We start from the raw sequence: 16270 nt of genomic DNA, 5'->3' as shown, positions 1-16270 counted from the left end.
TCCACTCGCTCACCGCCACCTTTTGAGGAGATTGGGCCATGAGCCTTGTTGCCGGGCGTACCGTCACCCCCGCCGCTGACGATGTGCCAGATACCGATGATAACGGCGAGAAGGTCACCGCCGGCCATTTCTGGCCTGAGATCACACTCAGAGCCGTGCGCATGGAAATGCGCATCAACGGCGCGGTGACCACCACCCGATTGAAGCACGCCGTGATCGAGGGTGTGGCCCATGTGATCGGCCAGTTGACCCGCTGGCAAGCCGTCCAGCTAAAAGCCGGCTATGCGTCACTGGCGGCCGTTCCATCCGATGAAATCAATGGCGAAAGCATCAAGGTATTCCGTTATCGCCGTGCGGTGTACAGCCTCACCCGCGCGTATCTGATTGAGAATTACCGCGACGTTGACACTACCGGCGACGCCGGCGAAAAACACGCCGCCGGACTTACCCTGCAGGCTGCTGATCTGTGGCGCGATGCGCGCTGGGCTATCGCCGATATTCGCGACGAAGTGCGCAATTACGCGGAGGCATTCTAGTGAAAGTGCGAGCAATGCAGGGCGACACGCTGGATTTACTGTGCCAGCGCCATTACGGCACCACGCAGGGCGTAACCGAAGCCGTACTGGCTGCCAATCCAGGGATTGCCGGCCAGATATTCCTGACCGCCGGCCAGGTGGTCGAGTTGCCGGAGATCGACCGGTCAGCACAACAGGAGGCTGTGCAGCTATGGACGTGATCGACCGTATCTGGAATTGGATTATCTACACCTGGTCGACCCTGCTAATGGGTGTCGGTGTGATGACACAGCGCGAATGGCTCGCGGCCGGTGGGCTGGTCATTGGTCTGATCGCTGCCGCGTTGGGCGAGATCCATCGCCGTCGCGTTGCCCGCACGCAGGAAACGACCAACGCCTTACTGGCACAGTTGATCACCGCGGTGCGCAGTGACGCCGAGAACCGGAAGGAAGTGAAGGAACTCATCACCTCGCTGAAAGGGGGCACCCGATGAAAAAACGTGTTATCGCCTGCAGCGTTGGCGCTGTCATCGCTCTGGCCGGTGCGCTGTGGCCCGAGAAGGTACGCACCAGCCAGGCGGCGCAGTTGAAAATGGCGAAGTACGAGGACTGCCGCAAAACGCCCTACTACTGCCCCGCCGGTGTGCTCACGATCGGCATGGGTTCAACGACCCGCGTAGAAAATCGCGAGTACCAGGAGGCAGAGATCGCCGAACGCTGGGTGAATGACCTGGTACGGGCGGAAAAGTGCATCAACAGCAATTTGAACGGTGCCGCCGCCCCGCAGTTTGTTTTTGATGCCTTGACCGACGTCAGCTTTAACGTCGGCTGCACCGGGATCAGTTGGTTTACCGATCGTCAGGGCAAAAAGCAGCGCACCACTCTGTGGAAATACGCACAAGCCGCGAACTGGCCCGGTGTATGCGACCGGCTGACCGATTTTGTGAATTCCGGCGGCAAGCGCCTTCAGGGGCTGGTGAATCGCCGCGAAGAGTTTAAAGCCTGGTGCTTGTCAGACCCCGCACTAAAGGCCGCCAAATGAAGACAGTAGCGATATTAATTCTGCTGTTTCTGGCGTCGTTGGCCGGTCTGGGCTGGCAAAAGCATCAACGGGAGTTGGCCGAGCAAGGCCGGGCCGATGCAGAGCGCGCCCTTAATCAAGCCGGTGATGTACTGGCCGAGGTTCGCGCCTTGCGCGCGGACGTCAGTGATATCGAGGCGGTCATGAAAAAGCTGAGCGAGAAGCGAGGCGCAACCGGAGAGCAACGACGTGAAACCATCAAGACCGCGCTGGCCGGCGAGACGTGCGCCACTACTCTTGTGCCTGCTGCTGTCGCTGGCAGCCTGCAAAAGCGCGCCGCCGAAGTCCGCACCGCAGATTATTCAGGAGCCTTTGCCGGCAAGCCGGACAGCAAACACTGATGCACCTGCAGCACCGTCACCCATGACTTACGGCAGCCTTGCGCCGTGGTCTGATGCGCTGCTGGATGCACTGGACAGCTGTAACGCCGACAAGGCAGCCATACGTGAATTGGAATTGAGGCGCATTGCCAGGGGGATCAAGTGAAAAAAGCCGAATTGCTACGCGACGCGCTGATCGCCAGTAACCAATGGTGCAAGGCCAATCCTGAACAGTTCACCGTGTGGGTGGAAAAAGGCCATATCGAGATCCAGGCCACCGGGGAAAGCTCGTTTATGTACCTGTATCCCATTCAGGTGCTGGCAATGGACTTCCCCGGCCAGTTGGATGACCTGATGCTGCCGCTACTGGCCTGGGTGTGGGAAAACCAGCCCGACCTGCTGCTGAACCCGGACAGCAACAAAAAAATTGAATTCGACGCCGATATCGTGAGCGACGACAGCGCCGATATTCTGCTGAAAGTGCCGGTCTGGGAGCGCGTCATGGTGACCATCGAGAACGGCAAGCCTGTTGCACAGCACCTGGCTGAAAGCAAGCCGCGCTTCGGCGGCGGAGATTGGCAAATGGTCTTTGATCCTGAGCAAGGTGGGGAGTTAGTGCCATGACGGATGCTGCGATGTTTCACCAGTTGGATCAGGTGTTCGCCGACATTCTCGGCGGAATGTCACCCGCCGGCCGTCTGCGCACGGCGCGCGAGGTGGGCCGCATGCTGCGCCAAAGCCAGTCACGCCGCATCGCACGGCAGGAAAACCCAGACGGCTCGAAATTCGAGAAACGCCGACGCAAAGTACTGCACTCCCAGGCGGGGATCGGCTTCATCTGGAACGGTGAAACGCGCCGGCTCAGAAACTGGCGAGCCACAAAAGGCAGTCGAGGCCGCATGTTGACCGGGTTCGATGAGGGCCGCGGTGCTATTCGCTCATTTTATCGTGAGGATATCGAGCGTTATCTCGATATCAACTTTAATCGGACCCGCAAAGACACCACCAAGGCTGACCCAATGTTTCGGCGCCTGCGTACTGCCCGGTTCTTGAAGGCGCGCGCCGATGCCGGTGGCGCAACGGTGGGCTATACCGGTGTTGCCGCCCGTATTGCCCGCACGCACCAGTACGGCCTGCGCGACCGGGTGAACAAATCCGGGGCGGTGGCGACCTACCCGCGGCGTGAACTGCTGGGACTGACCAAGGTCGACCGCATGGCGATCGCCCGTTCGGTCATTGACTCGCTGGGGGTAAAATAGTGGGTATCGCCGAGTTAATCCGCCTGCTGGAAAACGTGATCCGCTTCGGCGTGGTAGCCGAGATCGACGAGGACACCTGGCGGGTACGCGTTACCAGTGGCGAACTGGATACCACCTGGCTGCGCTGGAACGCACAGCGCGCTGGCGCTTTCAGCATCTGGGTGCCACCGTCCATCGGTGAGCAGGTCTGGCTGGTCTGCATCGGCGGTAACCCGGAAACGGCCATCATCGGCGGCAGCCTGTACAGCAACGATCACCCCGCTCCCGGTAACTCCCGAAATGAAATGGTGATCACTGCACCGGATGGCGCAAAGTTTCGCTATGACGCGGACGCCGGCGCGCTGGATGTCAGCGGTATCAAGACGGCCAAAGTAGCGGCCGAGGTCAAGATAACGCTTGATTCGCCGATCGTTGAATGTACCCAGTTGCTGAAGACCCGACAGTTTGACGTTACCGAAGGCGGCGAGATGCGCGGCAACTTCAGCCACAGCGGCGGCACCTTCACTTCTAACGGCGTGCAGGTCGACGATCATAATCACGGCGCTGTTGAACGTGGCGGAAGTTGGACGGAGGGCACCCGATGACCGAGAAATATCGCGGCATGAATGCTGCCGGCACCGGCACGCTGACCGATGAGGATCACGTCTGGCAGTCTGCGAATGACATTTTGCTGACCCCCATCGGTTCACGCCTGATGCGCCGCAATTATGGCTCACTGGTGCCTGATCTACTTGACGCCCCGCAGAATGACGTCACTCGACTGCAATTGATGAGCGCGGTGGTGATCGCACTGGCAGCCTGGGAGCCACGCTTAGCGCTGAACACCGTCAACGTCACCTATTCGCCGACAGGTGCCGTCACCGCCGAAATGTCTGGCCTGCTGACGGAGAACATGGAAAAGAGCACCGGCACGGTCACGCTAAGGAGTATCAACGATGCCAACGATTGACCTGTCACAGCTGCCATCGCCTGAAATTATCGAGGAACTCGATTTCGAGACGATCCTTATCGACGTGAAGGCGGTCATGGTTGCCGCCTTCCCTGCTGAGCAGCAAGCATCGGTCGTCGCGGCCCTGTCGCTGGAATCCGAACCGTTGAATGTGATCGCGCAGGCAATGGCCTACCGTGAATTGTTATTACGCCGCCGCATCAACGAGGGCGCCGCCGCCTGCATGCTAAGCCATGCCGAAGGTACAGATCTGGACAATCTGGCCGCTAACCTGGACACCAAACGCCTGACGATCACCCTCGAAACGGATACCGCCGACGCAGTAATGGAAAGTGATGAGGCGCTGCGTCTACGTGCACAATCGGCATTTGAGGGGATGAGCGTCGCCGGGCCGTCAGCCGCCTATGAATATTTTGCCCGTAGCGCCAGCGGTAAAGTTGCCGATGCCAGGGCGACCAGTCCGGCGCCGGCGGACGTAGTGATCGCCATCCTGTCGACCGATGGCGACGGTACGGCCTCGCCGCAGCTGCTGGCAGCGGTAACGGCCGCCGTCAACGACGAAGAAGTACGCCCGCTGGGCGACCGCGTAACGGTGCGCAGTGCGGATATCGTCGACTATTTGATTGATGCTGAACTGTTTTTGTATCCAGGCCCAGAGTCAGAACCCATCATCAACGCCGCCATGGCGTCGCTGCGTGCCTTCCTTACCGCTAACGACAAGAAGATCGGCCGGGATGTGGCTCGTTCAGCGATTTCCGCCTCGCTGCATGTGCAAGGGGTGCAGCGCGTGATATTGCGCTCGCCAACTGCTGACCTACCGATCTCCGACATACAGGCAGCACGCAACGTCGGCTATGCGGTAGAGAACGGCGGAACAGATGAGTAACACCCTGCTTCCGCCGTCAGCCAGCGACTGGATGCGCCACAGCGAAACCGTCACTGCGCGGCTGTCGGCGATCACCGTTGCGCTGCGCACACTCTGGACGCCAACCGAAAGTCCGGTGGATGTGCTGCCTTATCTGGCCTGGGCGCTATCGGTCGATCGCTGGGATAAGAACTGGCCGGCGGCAAAGAAGATTGAGGCAATACAGCGATCATATTGGCTGCATCGGCGCAAGGGTACCAGGGCGGCAGTTCGCCGCGTTATCGAGAGCATGGGGTTTTCCGCCACGTTCGCCGAATGGTTTGACACCGACGGTCAGCCTGGAACATTCAGCCTGGACGTGGACGTTAATGAGGTGGGGATCACCGAAAAAACGCTGGCTGAATTAAACCGCCTCGTTGCCGATGCAAAACCAGTGAGTCGCCATATGTCGCAAATGAGTATTACAGCACGAACCAGCGGAATCGCCCATATCGGTACGGCCCACACGTGTGGCGACATTATCACTGTTTATCCGCCGGATTATTCGCCAGAAATAAACACGATATATGACGGAATGATATTTCATGACGGTAATTTCGATTACTAAGAGAGAGTTTTATGTCAGACATTAATAAAACACCAGAATGGGAAGAATCAATCAATCTGATTTCACGCGCTGAGAAAGTCCTGGGCGGGAAGGATGGCGCGAGTAACCGCCCGATAAAACAACTCGAAAGCAGAACGGATTTCTTGAAGGGAAAAACGGAAGAAATTGACGATGCGCTATCGGGAAAGGTCAGCGCCAATAAATACTTCACTGACGGCGCTATTATTGAATCGCCCCTGGACGAAGTTATCCATGGGAATTACCGATTGGTCTGGACCGGGGCGGTGCCAAAAGTCATCCCGCCTTTTTCAACGCCGGAAACCACAGGCGGCATTGGTGCCGGGGCCTGGGCGTATACGTCTGATGCCCCCTTGCGTCAGAGTCTGGCTCGGGGCAGCCGCGACACTGGGGGGCATATGGTTGCCCTTGAGCGGGGCGGCACCGTCGGTGATGCCATTAAGCATGTCAGCATCTTCGCCGAGGGTGCGCGGGGAGACTACAACCCTGAAACAGGGATCGGGACTAACGACTTACCGGCCATCATTAATGCAGTAGAAAAAGCAAAGGAAAATGGTTGTTTAGAAGTCCACGTCCCCGCAGGGTATGATTATTTCCTCGACAGAACCCAATCCGGCCCCATAAATCTCGGTGGTATTGATTTCGAAGGCGACAACTCACAGGCCGGTGCACGGGGTGTCAGGCTGGTGTCGGTGGGGCAAGGTCTGGCGCGGTTTTTCGTTAAATCTCCCGAGGCTGAGACTACCTGCATCGTAAATACAGGCGGTTCCGGCTCCTTTACGTCTCGCGGCATCGATGGCATTACGTTTATCGCGCACCCGTCATCGCGCGGAATGGGTATTGCTTATGAGAACCGGGATTCTTGCGGGACGCTGAGTTATAACTGCATTGCGACAGACATGTATGCGGCAGTCATGTTTCATAATAAGCGGGAAAAAAGCTTTACGGAATTCAATAGATTTATTGGTTGGCGTTTACATAACTGCCGACATTCTGCGATATTCAAAATAACGGATGGCGATAATTCATTTCATGGCACTGAGTTTATTTCGTGTCAAATGCAGATGTATATAGACCCGGTCAACCCAATCAATAGCGGTTCTGGCATGAAATCAGATATCCCTGCTGGACGCCGGGGACATATTTATCACAGCCGTTTCGACATTCGTGCTTTTGGTGGGCCGGGTTGCAAGTTATTGGATATAGAAAACCTCACCTGCGATAACTCATTCGGAACCATGACCTGTGAAGGGGACTTCATACTGAAATGCACCGACGACAGTTGGTGGCATGTTCACGGTGATTTAATTTACTACAACGGCACAATGACTATTGACGCGCCCGTACCACCGCGTCTGGGCGTTCCCGCCACGTTTATTTTCAGCAACCGTGGCGGCCCATTTGGTAATTTTACCGATCCAACAATGGCGGACTGTAAACCGGCGCTATACGACCCTAACGCGGCCGACAGAATGATAAACGGATCATTCCCGTATATGGGGAGAGTACGAGGTCCGGGCACTGACAGTCTGTTCGTGGCAATCCGTGAAGAAGATGCTAAAGGCTTTAATTTTTTGACAGTGCCAGATAATGGCAGGCTGGAGGATGCGATACGACGCTGGGGTTTTGACAGCCGCGGTTCATCGTTGAAGGGATATGCAAACGTTGTTTACCTCAACAACCTCACTACGGGTGTCATGTTAACACCGACGGGATTCACCAACCGTATTTCAAAAGAGCTGGATTGCGGCACGCCAGCCTACCCGTGGCGCGGCGGTTATTTCCAAAATGCCCCCACCACAGTATCCGATGGGACATTAAAATACGGGAAACGGGTGTTTAACGAGCAAGAAATCTTGGCGTATTACTTTATCGGCGAGCTGCCGGGATTTTGGAAATGGATTGCGCGCGTTGAAGAAGAAGGCGATGAGGCCCGCTGGCATGCAGGCCCCATTGTGCAAGATTGCATCGCAATATTTGACAAATATGTCGGAAAGGATGAATGGAAAAAATACGGTTCATTTGGTCATGACGCGTGGCCGGAGGAGCAAGAAATCTGGCGTGAATGGGAGGCAGAGGACGAGATTTCTGTCATCAAGCCTGCCAGAGCGGCCGTTGTAGAAAATGGCGTGATTGTTTCAGAGGCTGAGCCAGAGAAAAAGCTCATTATCAAAGAGCGCGTAGAGGCCGGTCGAGAGTTAATTCAGGCATACCGTCCCGCCGGTGCCGAGTACAGGCTACGGATTACGGAGCTGCTTTGGTCTGTTCATTACGCCACGGCAACCGTCATGAAGAAGGCGATGAAAAGCATGGGCGCCCATCTTCCGGAGCCGGATGATGAAATAAAAGACTTATTGAGTTAACCCCTAAACGGGATATTGGAGCGCACCATGGAAAAAAAATACACCGCTTTGATCACCTCTGCCGGGGAAGAGAAAATCGCTGACGCTGCCCTCAACGGGAATAAGGTCACTTTCACACAAATGGCAGTAGGGGACAGTGGCGGTAATTTGTCTATGCCAGAAAAACGGCATGAAGGGCTGATAAATGAATGCTATCGCTCTCATTTAAACAGCCTAAAAATTGTTGATAGTGATAAAAATATTATTGAAGCCGAGATGATAATTCCCCCGAATGTGGGCGGATTTACCATGCGCGAAATTGCAATATTCGATGACAGTGATACCTGCATTGTGATGGCGAACATGCCAGAAACCTACAAGCCATTGCTGGAAGAAGGCTCCGGGAGAGTCAGCGTCTTGCGGGTGTGGATTGCGGTTAGCAGTACGTCAAGCGTAGAGCTTATTGCCGATCCGGGCATCATTGTTGCCACCGTAGAAGACGTCATCAAGGTAGGAAATGAGACTAAAGACTATACAGATGAGGCATTAAGTCAGCATGAACAGTCGACAAATCACCCTGATGCGACATTGAAAGGGAAAGGGTTCACGCAACTGAGCAGTGCCACAAACAGCGACAGTGAAAAACTGGCCGCAACGCCGAAAGCAATTAAAGCCGCCATCGCGGCTGCCGTGCGCCAGGCGTGGGAGATTTCACACCCCATCGGACTCAGTCTGTTTTTCTTCGAGAACGTGAACCCTAACACGCTGTGGAGCTGGTCAACATGGGAGTATACCGGCGAAGATCGAACAGTCCGCATTGCTAAAAGGGACGGATCAAACGTCGGGAAAATCGGCGGCAGCGATACAGTAACCCTTGCGAGATCTAACCTGCCCGCCGAGAAAGTCAAAGTGTCCGGAACGGCTAGTGAAACCGACCTTGGAACGAAAAGAACAAAACTTGGCGGCAAGCACGTTCATCACGGTGTACCTCAACGCAATAGTAACTACGAGCTAGGGGGCAATAACCGTGTGTTCTTCGACCCATACGCAGAAGGTGATACCGATGAGGGTGGCGAGCATAATCACGAAATGGAATTAGGCCCACATAGCCACCCCGTATCAGGAGAAACCGAACGATTAGGCCAAGGCCAGGCAATCAGTATCGTGGAAAGCCATATGTTTCAAATGTGCTGGCGCAGAGTGGCGTAAAAGCCCATTAATCAACGACAAGAAAGCCCCTCGCGGGGCTTTTTCTTTACCTGCAGTACAGTCATTCAGCGCTATGCATCAGCCGAACAGACCATTTACCGAATCAGACACTGAGTTAATCGCCTTGGTTGCGCTGGTGCGTAGATCGCCCAGCACGTCGCTGGCGGATGTTGTTTGCAGTTTCTCCCTGAAATCGCTATCGACCCGGCTCAGGCTGATAGTGAACTCAATTTTTTTCGCATTTCCATAGCGGTCAAATTCTGACTTCCCTCGCTCCAGCCGCGTCATGACATACATACCGTAGATCCGGCCGTCACCCTCAATCAGCGGCCAGGGGCGCCCGGCATAGCCGATAGTCTCCAGCGTATACAGCGATACGCCACCGCCGGTGACTTCAGGGTATAAAACACCGTCAAGCGTAATGCTTTCCTCTCCCGAACCAATGTACTGCCAGGCGGCTGACTGGTTAATGCGCTCGTTCTTCACGTGGCGCCACTCCTGTGAATGGCGCAATTGCTGATACGGGAGCGTGCGCAGCGTAAAAACAAACATCCCGAAAACCATCATCATGATTTTGTCCTCCGTTAATCTCGATCGCGGAATGACCCGCGGTTACCTCTGGCTGTGCTGGCCATCGCGTCTCGTACAGCATTACGGGCGATGCGTTCCAGTTCCTGATCCGAACGCTTGCCCACATCGTTGAATATCAATTGGAAGATGGGCGCCCCACCACCGGACGCGGAAACCGGCGTCATCGCGGCCGGCTGCGTCGCAGCAGGTACCGAGAGCACCCCGCCGCTGGCCGCCGCAACACGTGATACAGGCTGCGGCATGACGCGCGCCTCTTGGTACGCCCCACGCAGCGCCAGTGCCTGCGGAAGATTTTTAAAGACAATATCCCCAGGGCCGATCCGTTTCGTTGCGGCTTTGGTATTGTCCGCGGTGGCCTTGGTGCTGCCGGCTATTTCATTCAGTCGGCGTTGCGTGCCAGTGTCACCGGTCAATACGGGCGGCGGTGTCCCCAGCTTAGGATCTGTTGTGGCCGCCCCCGTAGGTAGACCCGGGCCCGCCCAATTCCACCCCTTCTTAACCATTTTTTTCTGCTGGGGATCCCACTCCCACATCACAGGTTGGTTACGTAAGCTTTCAGCTTTGCGTCGCGCCTGCTCTATTGCATCTGGGATCAGCCCCATCTTTTCCAGCAACCACCCCACGCCATCCATCAGCTTCGTGAGCGGATACAACAGAACTTGCAGCGCAGTACCTAACACCCGGCCAAACGTCTCTCCGGCGCTGGCGCATTTATCCAGCGTCTCTTTGCTGACCTGCATCGGTGATAGCAGCTTGGTAAACCAATTCCACACACGCCCAATTGCATCACCAATCACACCAAAAATCGGTGCAACTCGGGCAAATGCCTCGCGCAGTGGCGCCAGCGCCTCCATAACCCCTGAGCCAAAACCTTCAAAAAAGGCTTTGATCGGCTCCCAGTAACGCCAGATAAGCACGCCAGCAGCCACGAAAGCGGCTCCCACCAATCCGATCGGGCTAAGTAAGAAGGACAGCACCCCACCCAAAACAGAAACGGCACCGGTGATCAGCCCCCAAATAGCCGGCAAGCCACTCAACCTTAAGACTAGGCCGGCTACGCCTCTCGTGAGCGAGCCGAGAGCAGCAGCCGGGGCCAGGAAAATGCCCATCAACATACCGCGTAGCGGCATCAGCAGACCTGTCAAACCGCGGAAACCACCCGATAACGAGCCCAATATGCGAGACCAACCGCCAATTTTGGTCAAAGCAACACCGGACGCCCCACCGAGTCCGCGGAACATATCGATAGTCCCCTTCAGGCCCCGTCCGCCAGTGAGTACCGTAAAACCAAGATGCAACTTAGCCAGCGGGCCAATGAGTAAGCCGGTCGCAATACTGGCGATCCCCAACGCAGCTACTAGGGCAATGAGCGCGCTGGCAACCAACAGAATCGACTGCGCCAACCGTGGGTTTAATTTCACCCACTCACTCGCAGCGGTAATCGCCTCACTCAGCCCTTTCGTCAGCTTGCGCAGCGGTCCGTCAGCAGTTTCTTCTACCTGAATGCGGAACCCTTCCCAGGCTGAATCCAGGTTCTTCAGATCACCACCAAGGTTGTCAGCCATCACCTTCGCGGCTTTCAACGCTTCGCCCTGAGCCTTTTTCAAATCACTCAGCAGCTTCTGCAGTTCGCCGCTGCCGGCAGACAGTACCAGCGATTGGAATGCCTTTGCGGCCTCTTCACCGGCAATATCTTTGAAGAAGGAGAGCTGATCGGTATCGCCGTATTTCTTGATTTTTTTGTAGAGGTCGGACAGAACAACCTCAGCCGGTCGCATCTTACCGGTGGCATCAGCAACCGTAACACCCAGCTCTTTCAACGCGGCTTTTGCTTTCCCCGTAGGGGCAGCCAAACGCGAGAAGGTCGTTTGCAGGCCCGTACCCGCAATACTTCCCCGCAAGCCCACGTTAGCCATCACACCGATCATGGCCGTGGTCTGCTCAACGCTGACACCGAGGTTAGACAGCCCCGTACCGGCATATTTCATCGCTTCGCCGATGTTCTGCAAGTCGGTATTGGTGCGGGTAAAAGCTCCCGTCAGCACATCACTGACGCGATCCATTTCCTTAGGATCAAGGCGGAACTGAGAAAGGATGTTCGAACTGATATCCGCGGACTCGCCGAGATCCATACCGCCAGCCAACGCCATGTTGAGCACGCCAGGCAACGCAGCCTGAATTGCCTGCGGCGTAAAACCTGCCATTGCCAGGAATGCCTGACCGCTGGCGGCATCGCGGGTAGTGAACGCAGTTTCACCGCCAAGCTTTTTAGCTTGGGCGCGCAAATCGCCTAACTGTGAGGAATTTTTATCAAGCCGTGTTAGCGCCTGAACGCGCGACATTTCCGCATCAAAACCCACGGCCGGTGCCAGGAACCGTCCGCCGCCATAGCCTGCAGCCGTGGCGCCTAAAGCCATTCCCATGCCTGAGCCACGCAACTTGCCAGCAGTATCTTTAGCGCGGGAATATCTGGCTTGCGCCTGAGTGACGGCGGCGAGTTGGTGCCGTTCGCGCTCCAGCTGTTGGTTGTACTGTTCAGTGCGCCGGATGGCACTTTGCACCGCTCCGCTGCCGGCCGACAGGTTTACGCCGTGCTGACGCACCGCCTGAGCGGCATCACGCAGTTTGGCGGTCTGCAGGCTGTAGGTTTGCGTCAACCGGGAGAGTTTGCCGCGCAGGGTTTCCAGGTGCGCCGCCTGGGCGTCGGTAAGTTGTCCGCCTTCCCGCACCACTTGATTCAGGCCGGTAAATTCGCGTTTCGCACGGTTAATTTTTTGCGCAGTGTCGTTGGCCTGAGTACGTAGGCGATCGAAGCTGGCAGCCTGTTTGTCCAGGTCTTTAACGGCACTTTGGGTTTTCTTGAGGGAGTCAGAAAGGCCGCCAACTGCTTTGCTGGCGGCGTTAACCGGGCGGGTAAGTTTGTCGATCGCGCTGAACGCGACGCGAATACTAAGATCCATGGTCGTCCTCTTCGTCTTCATCGTCATGGTTGCCGCTGCGGATGGCGGCGCGCTGGCGCCAGGCCATCAGCTCGCGCAGCTCCATGCCGTACATCTCGGAGGGCGGCCAGTGAAAAACTACAGCTACGTCAGCGATAAGATCGTCAACGGTTGAAAACAGAGGTTCCCTTACTTGCTCTCCGTCTCCGCCACGCCCGGTACGGACGGCGCCGCTTTGGTCAAAAAAGGCGTCAACTCTTCGATGAACGAAACAAAATCGCCTGTATCCAGCGTGGAAATTTCCAGCGAGGTCAAAGCCGGCGAGGTCACGCGGGTTAACAGTGTTGAAATAGCGTCATAATCGAAGTTGAGCACATCGACCAGGCGCAGACCGCGCAGGGAGCCTGCCTGCTTGATGGTATCGGTAATAACGACAGTACTGATTTCTTTGTTGTCGCGTTTAATCGGGGTGGTGAGAGTGACTGACATTGTAAAGTTCTCCAGGCGGCAGCATGTGCCGCCTTCAAAATAAGTTAAGGACTAAGACGGCGCTATCAGCTACCCATACCAAGCGCTGAAGTGATGCGGTCCGGGTACAGGTTTGCCCCGTTGCGCTTATAGATAAAGTTCAGCAAGTCAATTTCCAGCAATGCCTTATCATCCACCGACAGCTTGTAATAGGTGTTTTTGATGGCATAGGTGTGGTTGGTATCGTCGCCCTGCTTGGCTTCACCGGGATCAATTTCGGTGATACGGCCGCGCATCTCGACTTCCATCAGCGAACTGGTACCGCCGCTGTAGATTTCGCCAACAAAGCGCAGACGCATTTCGTCAATATCGCCGCCGTATTTAAGGATCAGTTCCTCAACAACGCCGCCGACTACCATGGATGCGTCCAGGGCGCCGCCATCCAGGCCGAGATCCACCGCTACCGCACCCAGCATCCCCCCGCCCTGATAATCCTCAGTTTTGCGGGTGACCTTTGGCAAGGTGACGCTGGGAACTTTGCCGATGTGATTGGTGCCATCGATAAACACCGTAAACAGCCGAAGTTTCTTAGGGATAGCCACTTATGCCCCTCCCAGCGACGCAAAGGCCGCTTCGTAGTATTGATCGGTGAAGGTCTGGATCATGGTCAAATCTTCCAGCGGCGGCACCGGGCTGTAGTTGTAACGCACTACCGCCTTACCCTGACGAATACCTGTCGTTGGGTTATCCACGATATCGAACCAGCACGCGGCGCCAATCAGTTTGCCGGCGGTGACCAGTCCTTGCAGCTTGGCATCAATGCCGCTGACCACATCTTTGACGTTGGCTGGCGTTAGCGGGGTATCCACCGTAGTGAACTGCGCTTCCGCAATCGTATCTGCCAGGATCTGCGCGGTACGGGTGTACACCTCAAAAATGTACTTTTCCGTATCCGTGGTGCGGTTGCCCCAGAATCGAAAGCCGTCACGCTTAATCAGCGTGGTGACCTCGTTGGCATTCAACTCGTTGGCGTCTGAATCTTCCGCCTGCAGCGCCCAGAAAACATCTTTGGAAATACCGAGCACATTGCTGACCGCCACATTTGACAGTGACTTATGCCAGCCCTGCTCATTGTCGATCTTGGCCCGAAGCCCCAGCGCATAAGCCACAGACGGAAACTCTTCATTTTCGCCGGACAGCTGGTTGTAGGCGATGAAGTTAGGCCAGAGCAACATGCCTTCACGCTCTGCGAACTGCTCGCGATAGGCTTTTGCCTCGACGATCGTCTCGCAGCTATCACAATAGCTGTAGGAGAACGCCCGCAGTTGCTTGGCGATCACTCGCAGTTGAGCGGTGACTTCCTGAGTGTCATACATTGGCACGCCGAGAATGCGTGGCCGGTAGCCCACTTTCTGCTCGGCGGTCAGCAATGCAAACATACCGGTATAACTGCCGTCAGCCTGGGAGCCGCCGATAATCAGTTGGGATTGCGTAGGCGCACCCTCTTCTGTGCCGGCAGCAGCCACGCGCACCACGATGACCCGCGTGCTCACCTGGTCGGAAATGGCTTTCAGAGATTTGTATAGGGAACCGGTTTTACCTGCTTTGCCGAGCACGCTGATAACCCGCGTGATCAAAACCGGCGTGTTTAAGGGGAAAGTGGTAGCGTCAGCATCTTCCGCAACTGCGACCAGACCGATGACCGTTGAATCAACGTCATTGATCGCAGTCTGCAGGTCGGTGTTTTCCTTGACGCGTGCACCATGAAAAAAATTGTCGGTCATACTGTACCGCCATCATGCTTGTGAGTTCAGGGCAATATTCGCCGAAAAATGTCGGCCCGACACGTGACGCCGGTTGTCATACATCAGCGACAACAACGCGCGGTTTTCCCCATCGCGCGCGCATGAAACCATCAGCGTCAGAGGGGTAAACCATGGCACTGATGACAGACTCAATCGACAAGGCAAAATCACTACTGGATGAAGGAACGGGGGCGATTAAGGATTACCAGGCTGAGTTGTCCCGCGTGCCAGCATTTGGCGTATTGCTGGGCGGAAAGGCGTTAGCTGTATTGGATGAGCGGATAATGTCACTGGAAATGACGGACAACCGCGGCTTTGAGGCGGATGAATTAACGATCACCGTGGATGACAGTGACGGCCAACTCCAACTGCCGCCGCGAGGTGCTGAGCTTTCCGCATCGCTGGGCTGGCATGGTGAGGCATTGGTCTACAAAGGCGTTTTCATTGTTGATGAAGTGGCGCACTCCGGGCCGCCAGACACCATGACGATCACCGCTCGCAGTGCAGATTTTCGCGATGAGTTTAACGTTAAGCGTGAGGTGTCCTGGCATGACGTTACGGTCGAGCGAGTAGTGTCTGCTATTGCCAGACGGTATAGCCTGAAACCGATCATATCCGAGTCGCTAATAGGACTGGAGATCGACCACGCAGACCAGACGCAAGAAAGTGATATGTCTTTCCTGACGCGCATGGCTGAAATGCTGGGTGCCATCGCCACGGTGAAGAACGGCAGCCTGCTGTTTATCTTGCCCGGTGGCGGCATCAGTGCAACCGGTAAAGCATTACCTTCGTTCGCCATCACCCGCAGCAGCGGCGACCGCCATTCGTTCCGTATCGCAGACCGCGACGCCTATACGGGGGTGCGCGCTTATTGGCTGGATCTGGAGTTTGGGAAAAAGAAGAAAGTCACAGTAAAAAAACGCAAACCTGAGAAAAAGAAGGTGGAACGTAGCAGCAACCGTGAAGGTGATTATCTTGACGGCGAGGACGGTAATGTTTATGTGCTGCGCAAAACCTACAATAACGAAATAGCCGCAAAACGAGCCGCTGCTGCAAAGTGGCAACAGCTAAAACGCGGGGCTGCTGAATTTACTCTCACGCTGGCCTACGGCCGTGCCGATTTATACCCTGAAATGCACGGCACTGTTACCGGATTTAAAACGGATATCGATAATCAGGATTGGATTATCGCCAGGGCAAGTCATTCTATTGATGGAAACGGCTTTACCACTCGACTTGAGTTTGAAGCAAAAATACCCGAATGGATTGCAGAAAGTGGATAATGACGGCCATAATGTCAGGG

At 55.7% G+C, this 16270-nt stretch carries 21 protein-coding genes; 15 read left to right on the top strand and 6 right to left on the bottom strand.

Features of this window, described 5'->3' with window-relative positions; genetic code table 11:
* Positions 1–38 precede the first annotated feature (38 nt).
* From JOE25_RS03565 to JOE25_RS03505, 14 genes are read left to right on the top strand one after another with little or no spacing between them, the layout of a single operon-like run.
* Positions 39–536: a head completion/stabilization protein gene (locus tag JOE25_RS03565; protein WP_209632757.1), complete on the top strand. Its 498-nt coding sequence runs from the start codon at positions 39–41 to the stop codon at positions 534–536.
* Positions 536–736 (top strand): tail protein X, encoded by a 201-nt coding sequence (locus JOE25_RS03560; protein WP_209632756.1) that lies wholly within the window; start codon positions 536–538, stop codon positions 734–736. Before JOE25_RS03565 ends, JOE25_RS03560 begins: the two co-directional genes overlap by 1 nt.
* Positions 727–1008, top strand: a complete 282-nt coding sequence (locus tag JOE25_RS03555) for a hypothetical protein (RefSeq protein ID WP_209632755.1) — start codon at positions 727–729, stop codon at positions 1006–1008. The genes JOE25_RS03560 and JOE25_RS03555 overlap by 10 nt, the downstream gene beginning before the upstream one ends.
* Positions 1005–1556, top strand: a complete 552-nt coding sequence (locus JOE25_RS03550) for a lysozyme (RefSeq protein WP_209632754.1) — start codon at positions 1005–1007, stop codon at positions 1554–1556. Before JOE25_RS03555 ends, JOE25_RS03550 begins: the two co-directional genes overlap by 4 nt.
* On the top strand, positions 1553–1936 hold the full coding sequence (locus JOE25_RS26535) for a DUF2570 domain-containing protein (protein WP_245209687.1): 384 nt from the start codon (positions 1553–1555) through the stop codon (positions 1934–1936). Before JOE25_RS03550 ends, JOE25_RS26535 begins: the two co-directional genes overlap by 4 nt.
* 22 nt (positions 1937–1958) lie before the next feature.
* On the top strand, positions 1959–2081 hold the full coding sequence (locus JOE25_RS26660) for a hypothetical protein (RefSeq protein ID WP_260329157.1): 123 nt from the start codon (positions 1959–1961) through the stop codon (positions 2079–2081).
* On the top strand, positions 2078–2539 hold the full coding sequence (locus JOE25_RS03540) for a phage tail protein (protein ID WP_209632752.1): 462 nt from the start codon (positions 2078–2080) through the stop codon (positions 2537–2539). Before JOE25_RS26660 ends, JOE25_RS03540 begins: the two co-directional genes overlap by 4 nt.
* Positions 2536–3174 carry a phage virion morphogenesis protein gene (locus JOE25_RS03535; protein ID WP_209632751.1) on the top strand — a complete coding sequence of 213 codons (639 nt, stop codon included), beginning with the start codon at positions 2536–2538 and terminating at the stop codon, positions 3172–3174. The genes JOE25_RS03540 and JOE25_RS03535 overlap by 4 nt, the downstream gene beginning before the upstream one ends.
* Positions 3174–3758, top strand: a complete 585-nt coding sequence (locus tag JOE25_RS03530) for a phage baseplate assembly protein V (RefSeq protein WP_209632750.1) — start codon at positions 3174–3176, stop codon at positions 3756–3758. Before JOE25_RS03535 ends, JOE25_RS03530 begins: the two co-directional genes overlap by 1 nt.
* The gene (locus JOE25_RS03525; protein ID WP_209632749.1) at positions 3755–4123 is read left to right on the top strand and encodes a GPW/gp25 family protein; all 369 of its coding nucleotides are present in this window, start codon (positions 3755–3757) and stop codon (positions 4121–4123) included. The genes JOE25_RS03530 and JOE25_RS03525 overlap by 4 nt, the downstream gene beginning before the upstream one ends.
* A complete protein-coding gene (locus JOE25_RS03520) occupies positions 4110–5009 on the top strand; it encodes a baseplate J/gp47 family protein (RefSeq protein WP_209632748.1) in 900 nt (299 codons plus the stop codon). Before JOE25_RS03525 ends, JOE25_RS03520 begins: the two co-directional genes overlap by 14 nt.
* The gene (locus tag JOE25_RS03515; RefSeq protein WP_209632747.1) at positions 5002–5595 is read left to right on the top strand and encodes a phage tail protein I; all 594 of its coding nucleotides are present in this window, start codon (positions 5002–5004) and stop codon (positions 5593–5595) included. The genes JOE25_RS03520 and JOE25_RS03515 overlap by 8 nt, the downstream gene beginning before the upstream one ends.
* A gap of 11 nt (positions 5596–5606) precedes the next feature.
* Positions 5607–7976 (top strand): hypothetical protein, encoded by a 2370-nt coding sequence (locus tag JOE25_RS03510; protein ID WP_209632746.1) that lies wholly within the window; start codon positions 5607–5609, stop codon positions 7974–7976.
* Positions 7977–8003: 27 nt separating this feature from the next.
* Positions 8004–9164, top strand: coding sequence for a phage tail protein (locus JOE25_RS03505; protein WP_209632745.1), 1161 nt, complete (start codon positions 8004–8006; stop codon positions 9162–9164).
* A 78-nt stretch (positions 9165–9242) separates the two neighbouring features.
* Here the strand turns inward: JOE25_RS03505 and JOE25_RS03500 are convergent, their stop codons facing one another.
* The 6 genes from JOE25_RS03500 to JOE25_RS03475 all read right to left on the bottom strand — a co-directional run bounded on the left by JOE25_RS03500 (position 9243) and on the right by JOE25_RS03475 (position 14946).
* Complete coding sequence (locus tag JOE25_RS03500) at positions 9243–9734, bottom strand: phage tail protein (protein ID WP_209632744.1); 492 nt, start codon at positions 9732–9734, stop codon at positions 9243–9245.
* Between the two features lie 14 nt (positions 9735–9748).
* Entirely contained in the window at positions 9749–12715 is a 2967-nt protein-coding gene (locus JOE25_RS03495; protein WP_209632743.1) for a phage tail tape measure protein, read from the bottom strand.
* Positions 12705–12851, bottom strand: a complete 147-nt coding sequence (locus JOE25_RS26655; protein WP_198639845.1) for a GpE family phage tail protein — start codon at positions 12849–12851, stop codon at positions 12705–12707. Before JOE25_RS26655 ends, JOE25_RS03495 begins: the two co-directional genes overlap by 11 nt.
* A gap of 32 nt (positions 12852–12883) precedes the next feature.
* Entirely contained in the window at positions 12884–13183 is a 300-nt protein-coding gene (locus JOE25_RS03485) for a phage tail assembly protein (RefSeq protein WP_209632742.1), read from the bottom strand.
* 65 nt (positions 13184–13248) lie between these two features.
* A complete protein-coding gene (locus JOE25_RS03480) occupies positions 13249–13764 on the bottom strand; it encodes a phage major tail tube protein (RefSeq protein WP_209632741.1) in 516 nt (171 codons plus the stop codon).
* Complete coding sequence (locus JOE25_RS03475) at positions 13765–14946, bottom strand: phage tail sheath subtilisin-like domain-containing protein (protein ID WP_209632740.1); 1182 nt, start codon at positions 14944–14946, stop codon at positions 13765–13767.
* Positions 14947–15098: 152 nt separating this feature from the next.
* Between JOE25_RS03475 and JOE25_RS03470 the strand changes: the two genes are divergently transcribed.
* Positions 15099–16250: a phage late control D family protein gene (locus JOE25_RS03470; RefSeq protein WP_209632739.1), complete on the top strand. Its 1152-nt coding sequence runs from the start codon at positions 15099–15101 to the stop codon at positions 16248–16250.
* Positions 16251–16270: the final 20 nt, after the last annotated feature.

Origin of the sequence: Serratia sp. PL17 (assembly GCF_017832355.1) — a bacterium.
Classification (GTDB): Bacteria; Pseudomonadota; Gammaproteobacteria; order Enterobacterales; family Enterobacteriaceae; genus Serratia.
Note: the sequence above shows the minus strand (reverse complement) of the source record. Positions and strands in the feature narration are given on the sequence as shown.

Bases quoted from the DNA above. Each gene is read 5' to 3' on its own strand.
- JOE25_RS03565 (WP_209632757.1), top strand. From the start codon at position 39: ATGAGCCTTGTTGCCGGGCGTACCGTCACCCCCGCCGCTGACGATGTG.
- JOE25_RS03555 (WP_209632755.1), top strand. From the start codon at position 727: ATGGACGTGATCGACCGTATCTGGAATTGGATTATCTACACCTGGTCG.
- JOE25_RS03550 (WP_209632754.1), top strand. From the start codon at position 1,005: ATGAAAAAACGTGTTATCGCCTGCAGCGTTGGCGCTGTCATCGCTCTG.
- JOE25_RS26535 (WP_245209687.1), top strand. From the start codon at position 1,553: ATGAAGACAGTAGCGATATTAATTCTGCTGTTTCTGGCGTCGTTGGCC.
- JOE25_RS26660 (WP_260329157.1), top strand. From the start codon at position 1,959: ATGACTTACGGCAGCCTTGCGCCGTGGTCTGATGCGCTGCTGGATGCA.
- JOE25_RS03535 (WP_209632751.1), top strand. From the start codon at position 2,536: ATGACGGATGCTGCGATGTTTCACCAGTTGGATCAGGTGTTCGCCGAC.
- JOE25_RS03525 (WP_209632749.1), top strand. From the start codon at position 3,755: ATGACCGAGAAATATCGCGGCATGAATGCTGCCGGCACCGGCACGCTG.
- JOE25_RS03520 (WP_209632748.1), top strand. From the start codon at position 4,110: ATGCCAACGATTGACCTGTCACAGCTGCCATCGCCTGAAATTATCGAG.
- JOE25_RS03515 (WP_209632747.1), top strand. From the start codon at position 5,002: ATGAGTAACACCCTGCTTCCGCCGTCAGCCAGCGACTGGATGCGCCAC.
- JOE25_RS03510 (WP_209632746.1), top strand. From the start codon at position 5,607: ATGTCAGACATTAATAAAACACCAGAATGGGAAGAATCAATCAATCTG.
- JOE25_RS03505 (WP_209632745.1), top strand. From the start codon at position 8,004: ATGGAAAAAAAATACACCGCTTTGATCACCTCTGCCGGGGAAGAGAAA.
- JOE25_RS03500 (WP_209632744.1), bottom strand. From the start codon at position 9,734: ATGATGATGGTTTTCGGGATGTTTGTTTTTACGCTGCGCACGCTCCCG.
- JOE25_RS03495 (WP_209632743.1), bottom strand. From the start codon at position 12,715: ATGGATCTTAGTATTCGCGTCGCGTTCAGCGCGATCGACAAACTTACC.
- JOE25_RS03485 (WP_209632742.1), bottom strand. From the start codon at position 13,183: ATGTCAGTCACTCTCACCACCCCGATTAAACGCGACAACAAAGAAATC.
- JOE25_RS03475 (WP_209632740.1), bottom strand. From the start codon at position 14,946: ATGACCGACAATTTTTTTCATGGTGCACGCGTCAAGGAAAACACCGAC.
- JOE25_RS03470 (WP_209632739.1), top strand. From the start codon at position 15,099: ATGGCACTGATGACAGACTCAATCGACAAGGCAAAATCACTACTGGAT.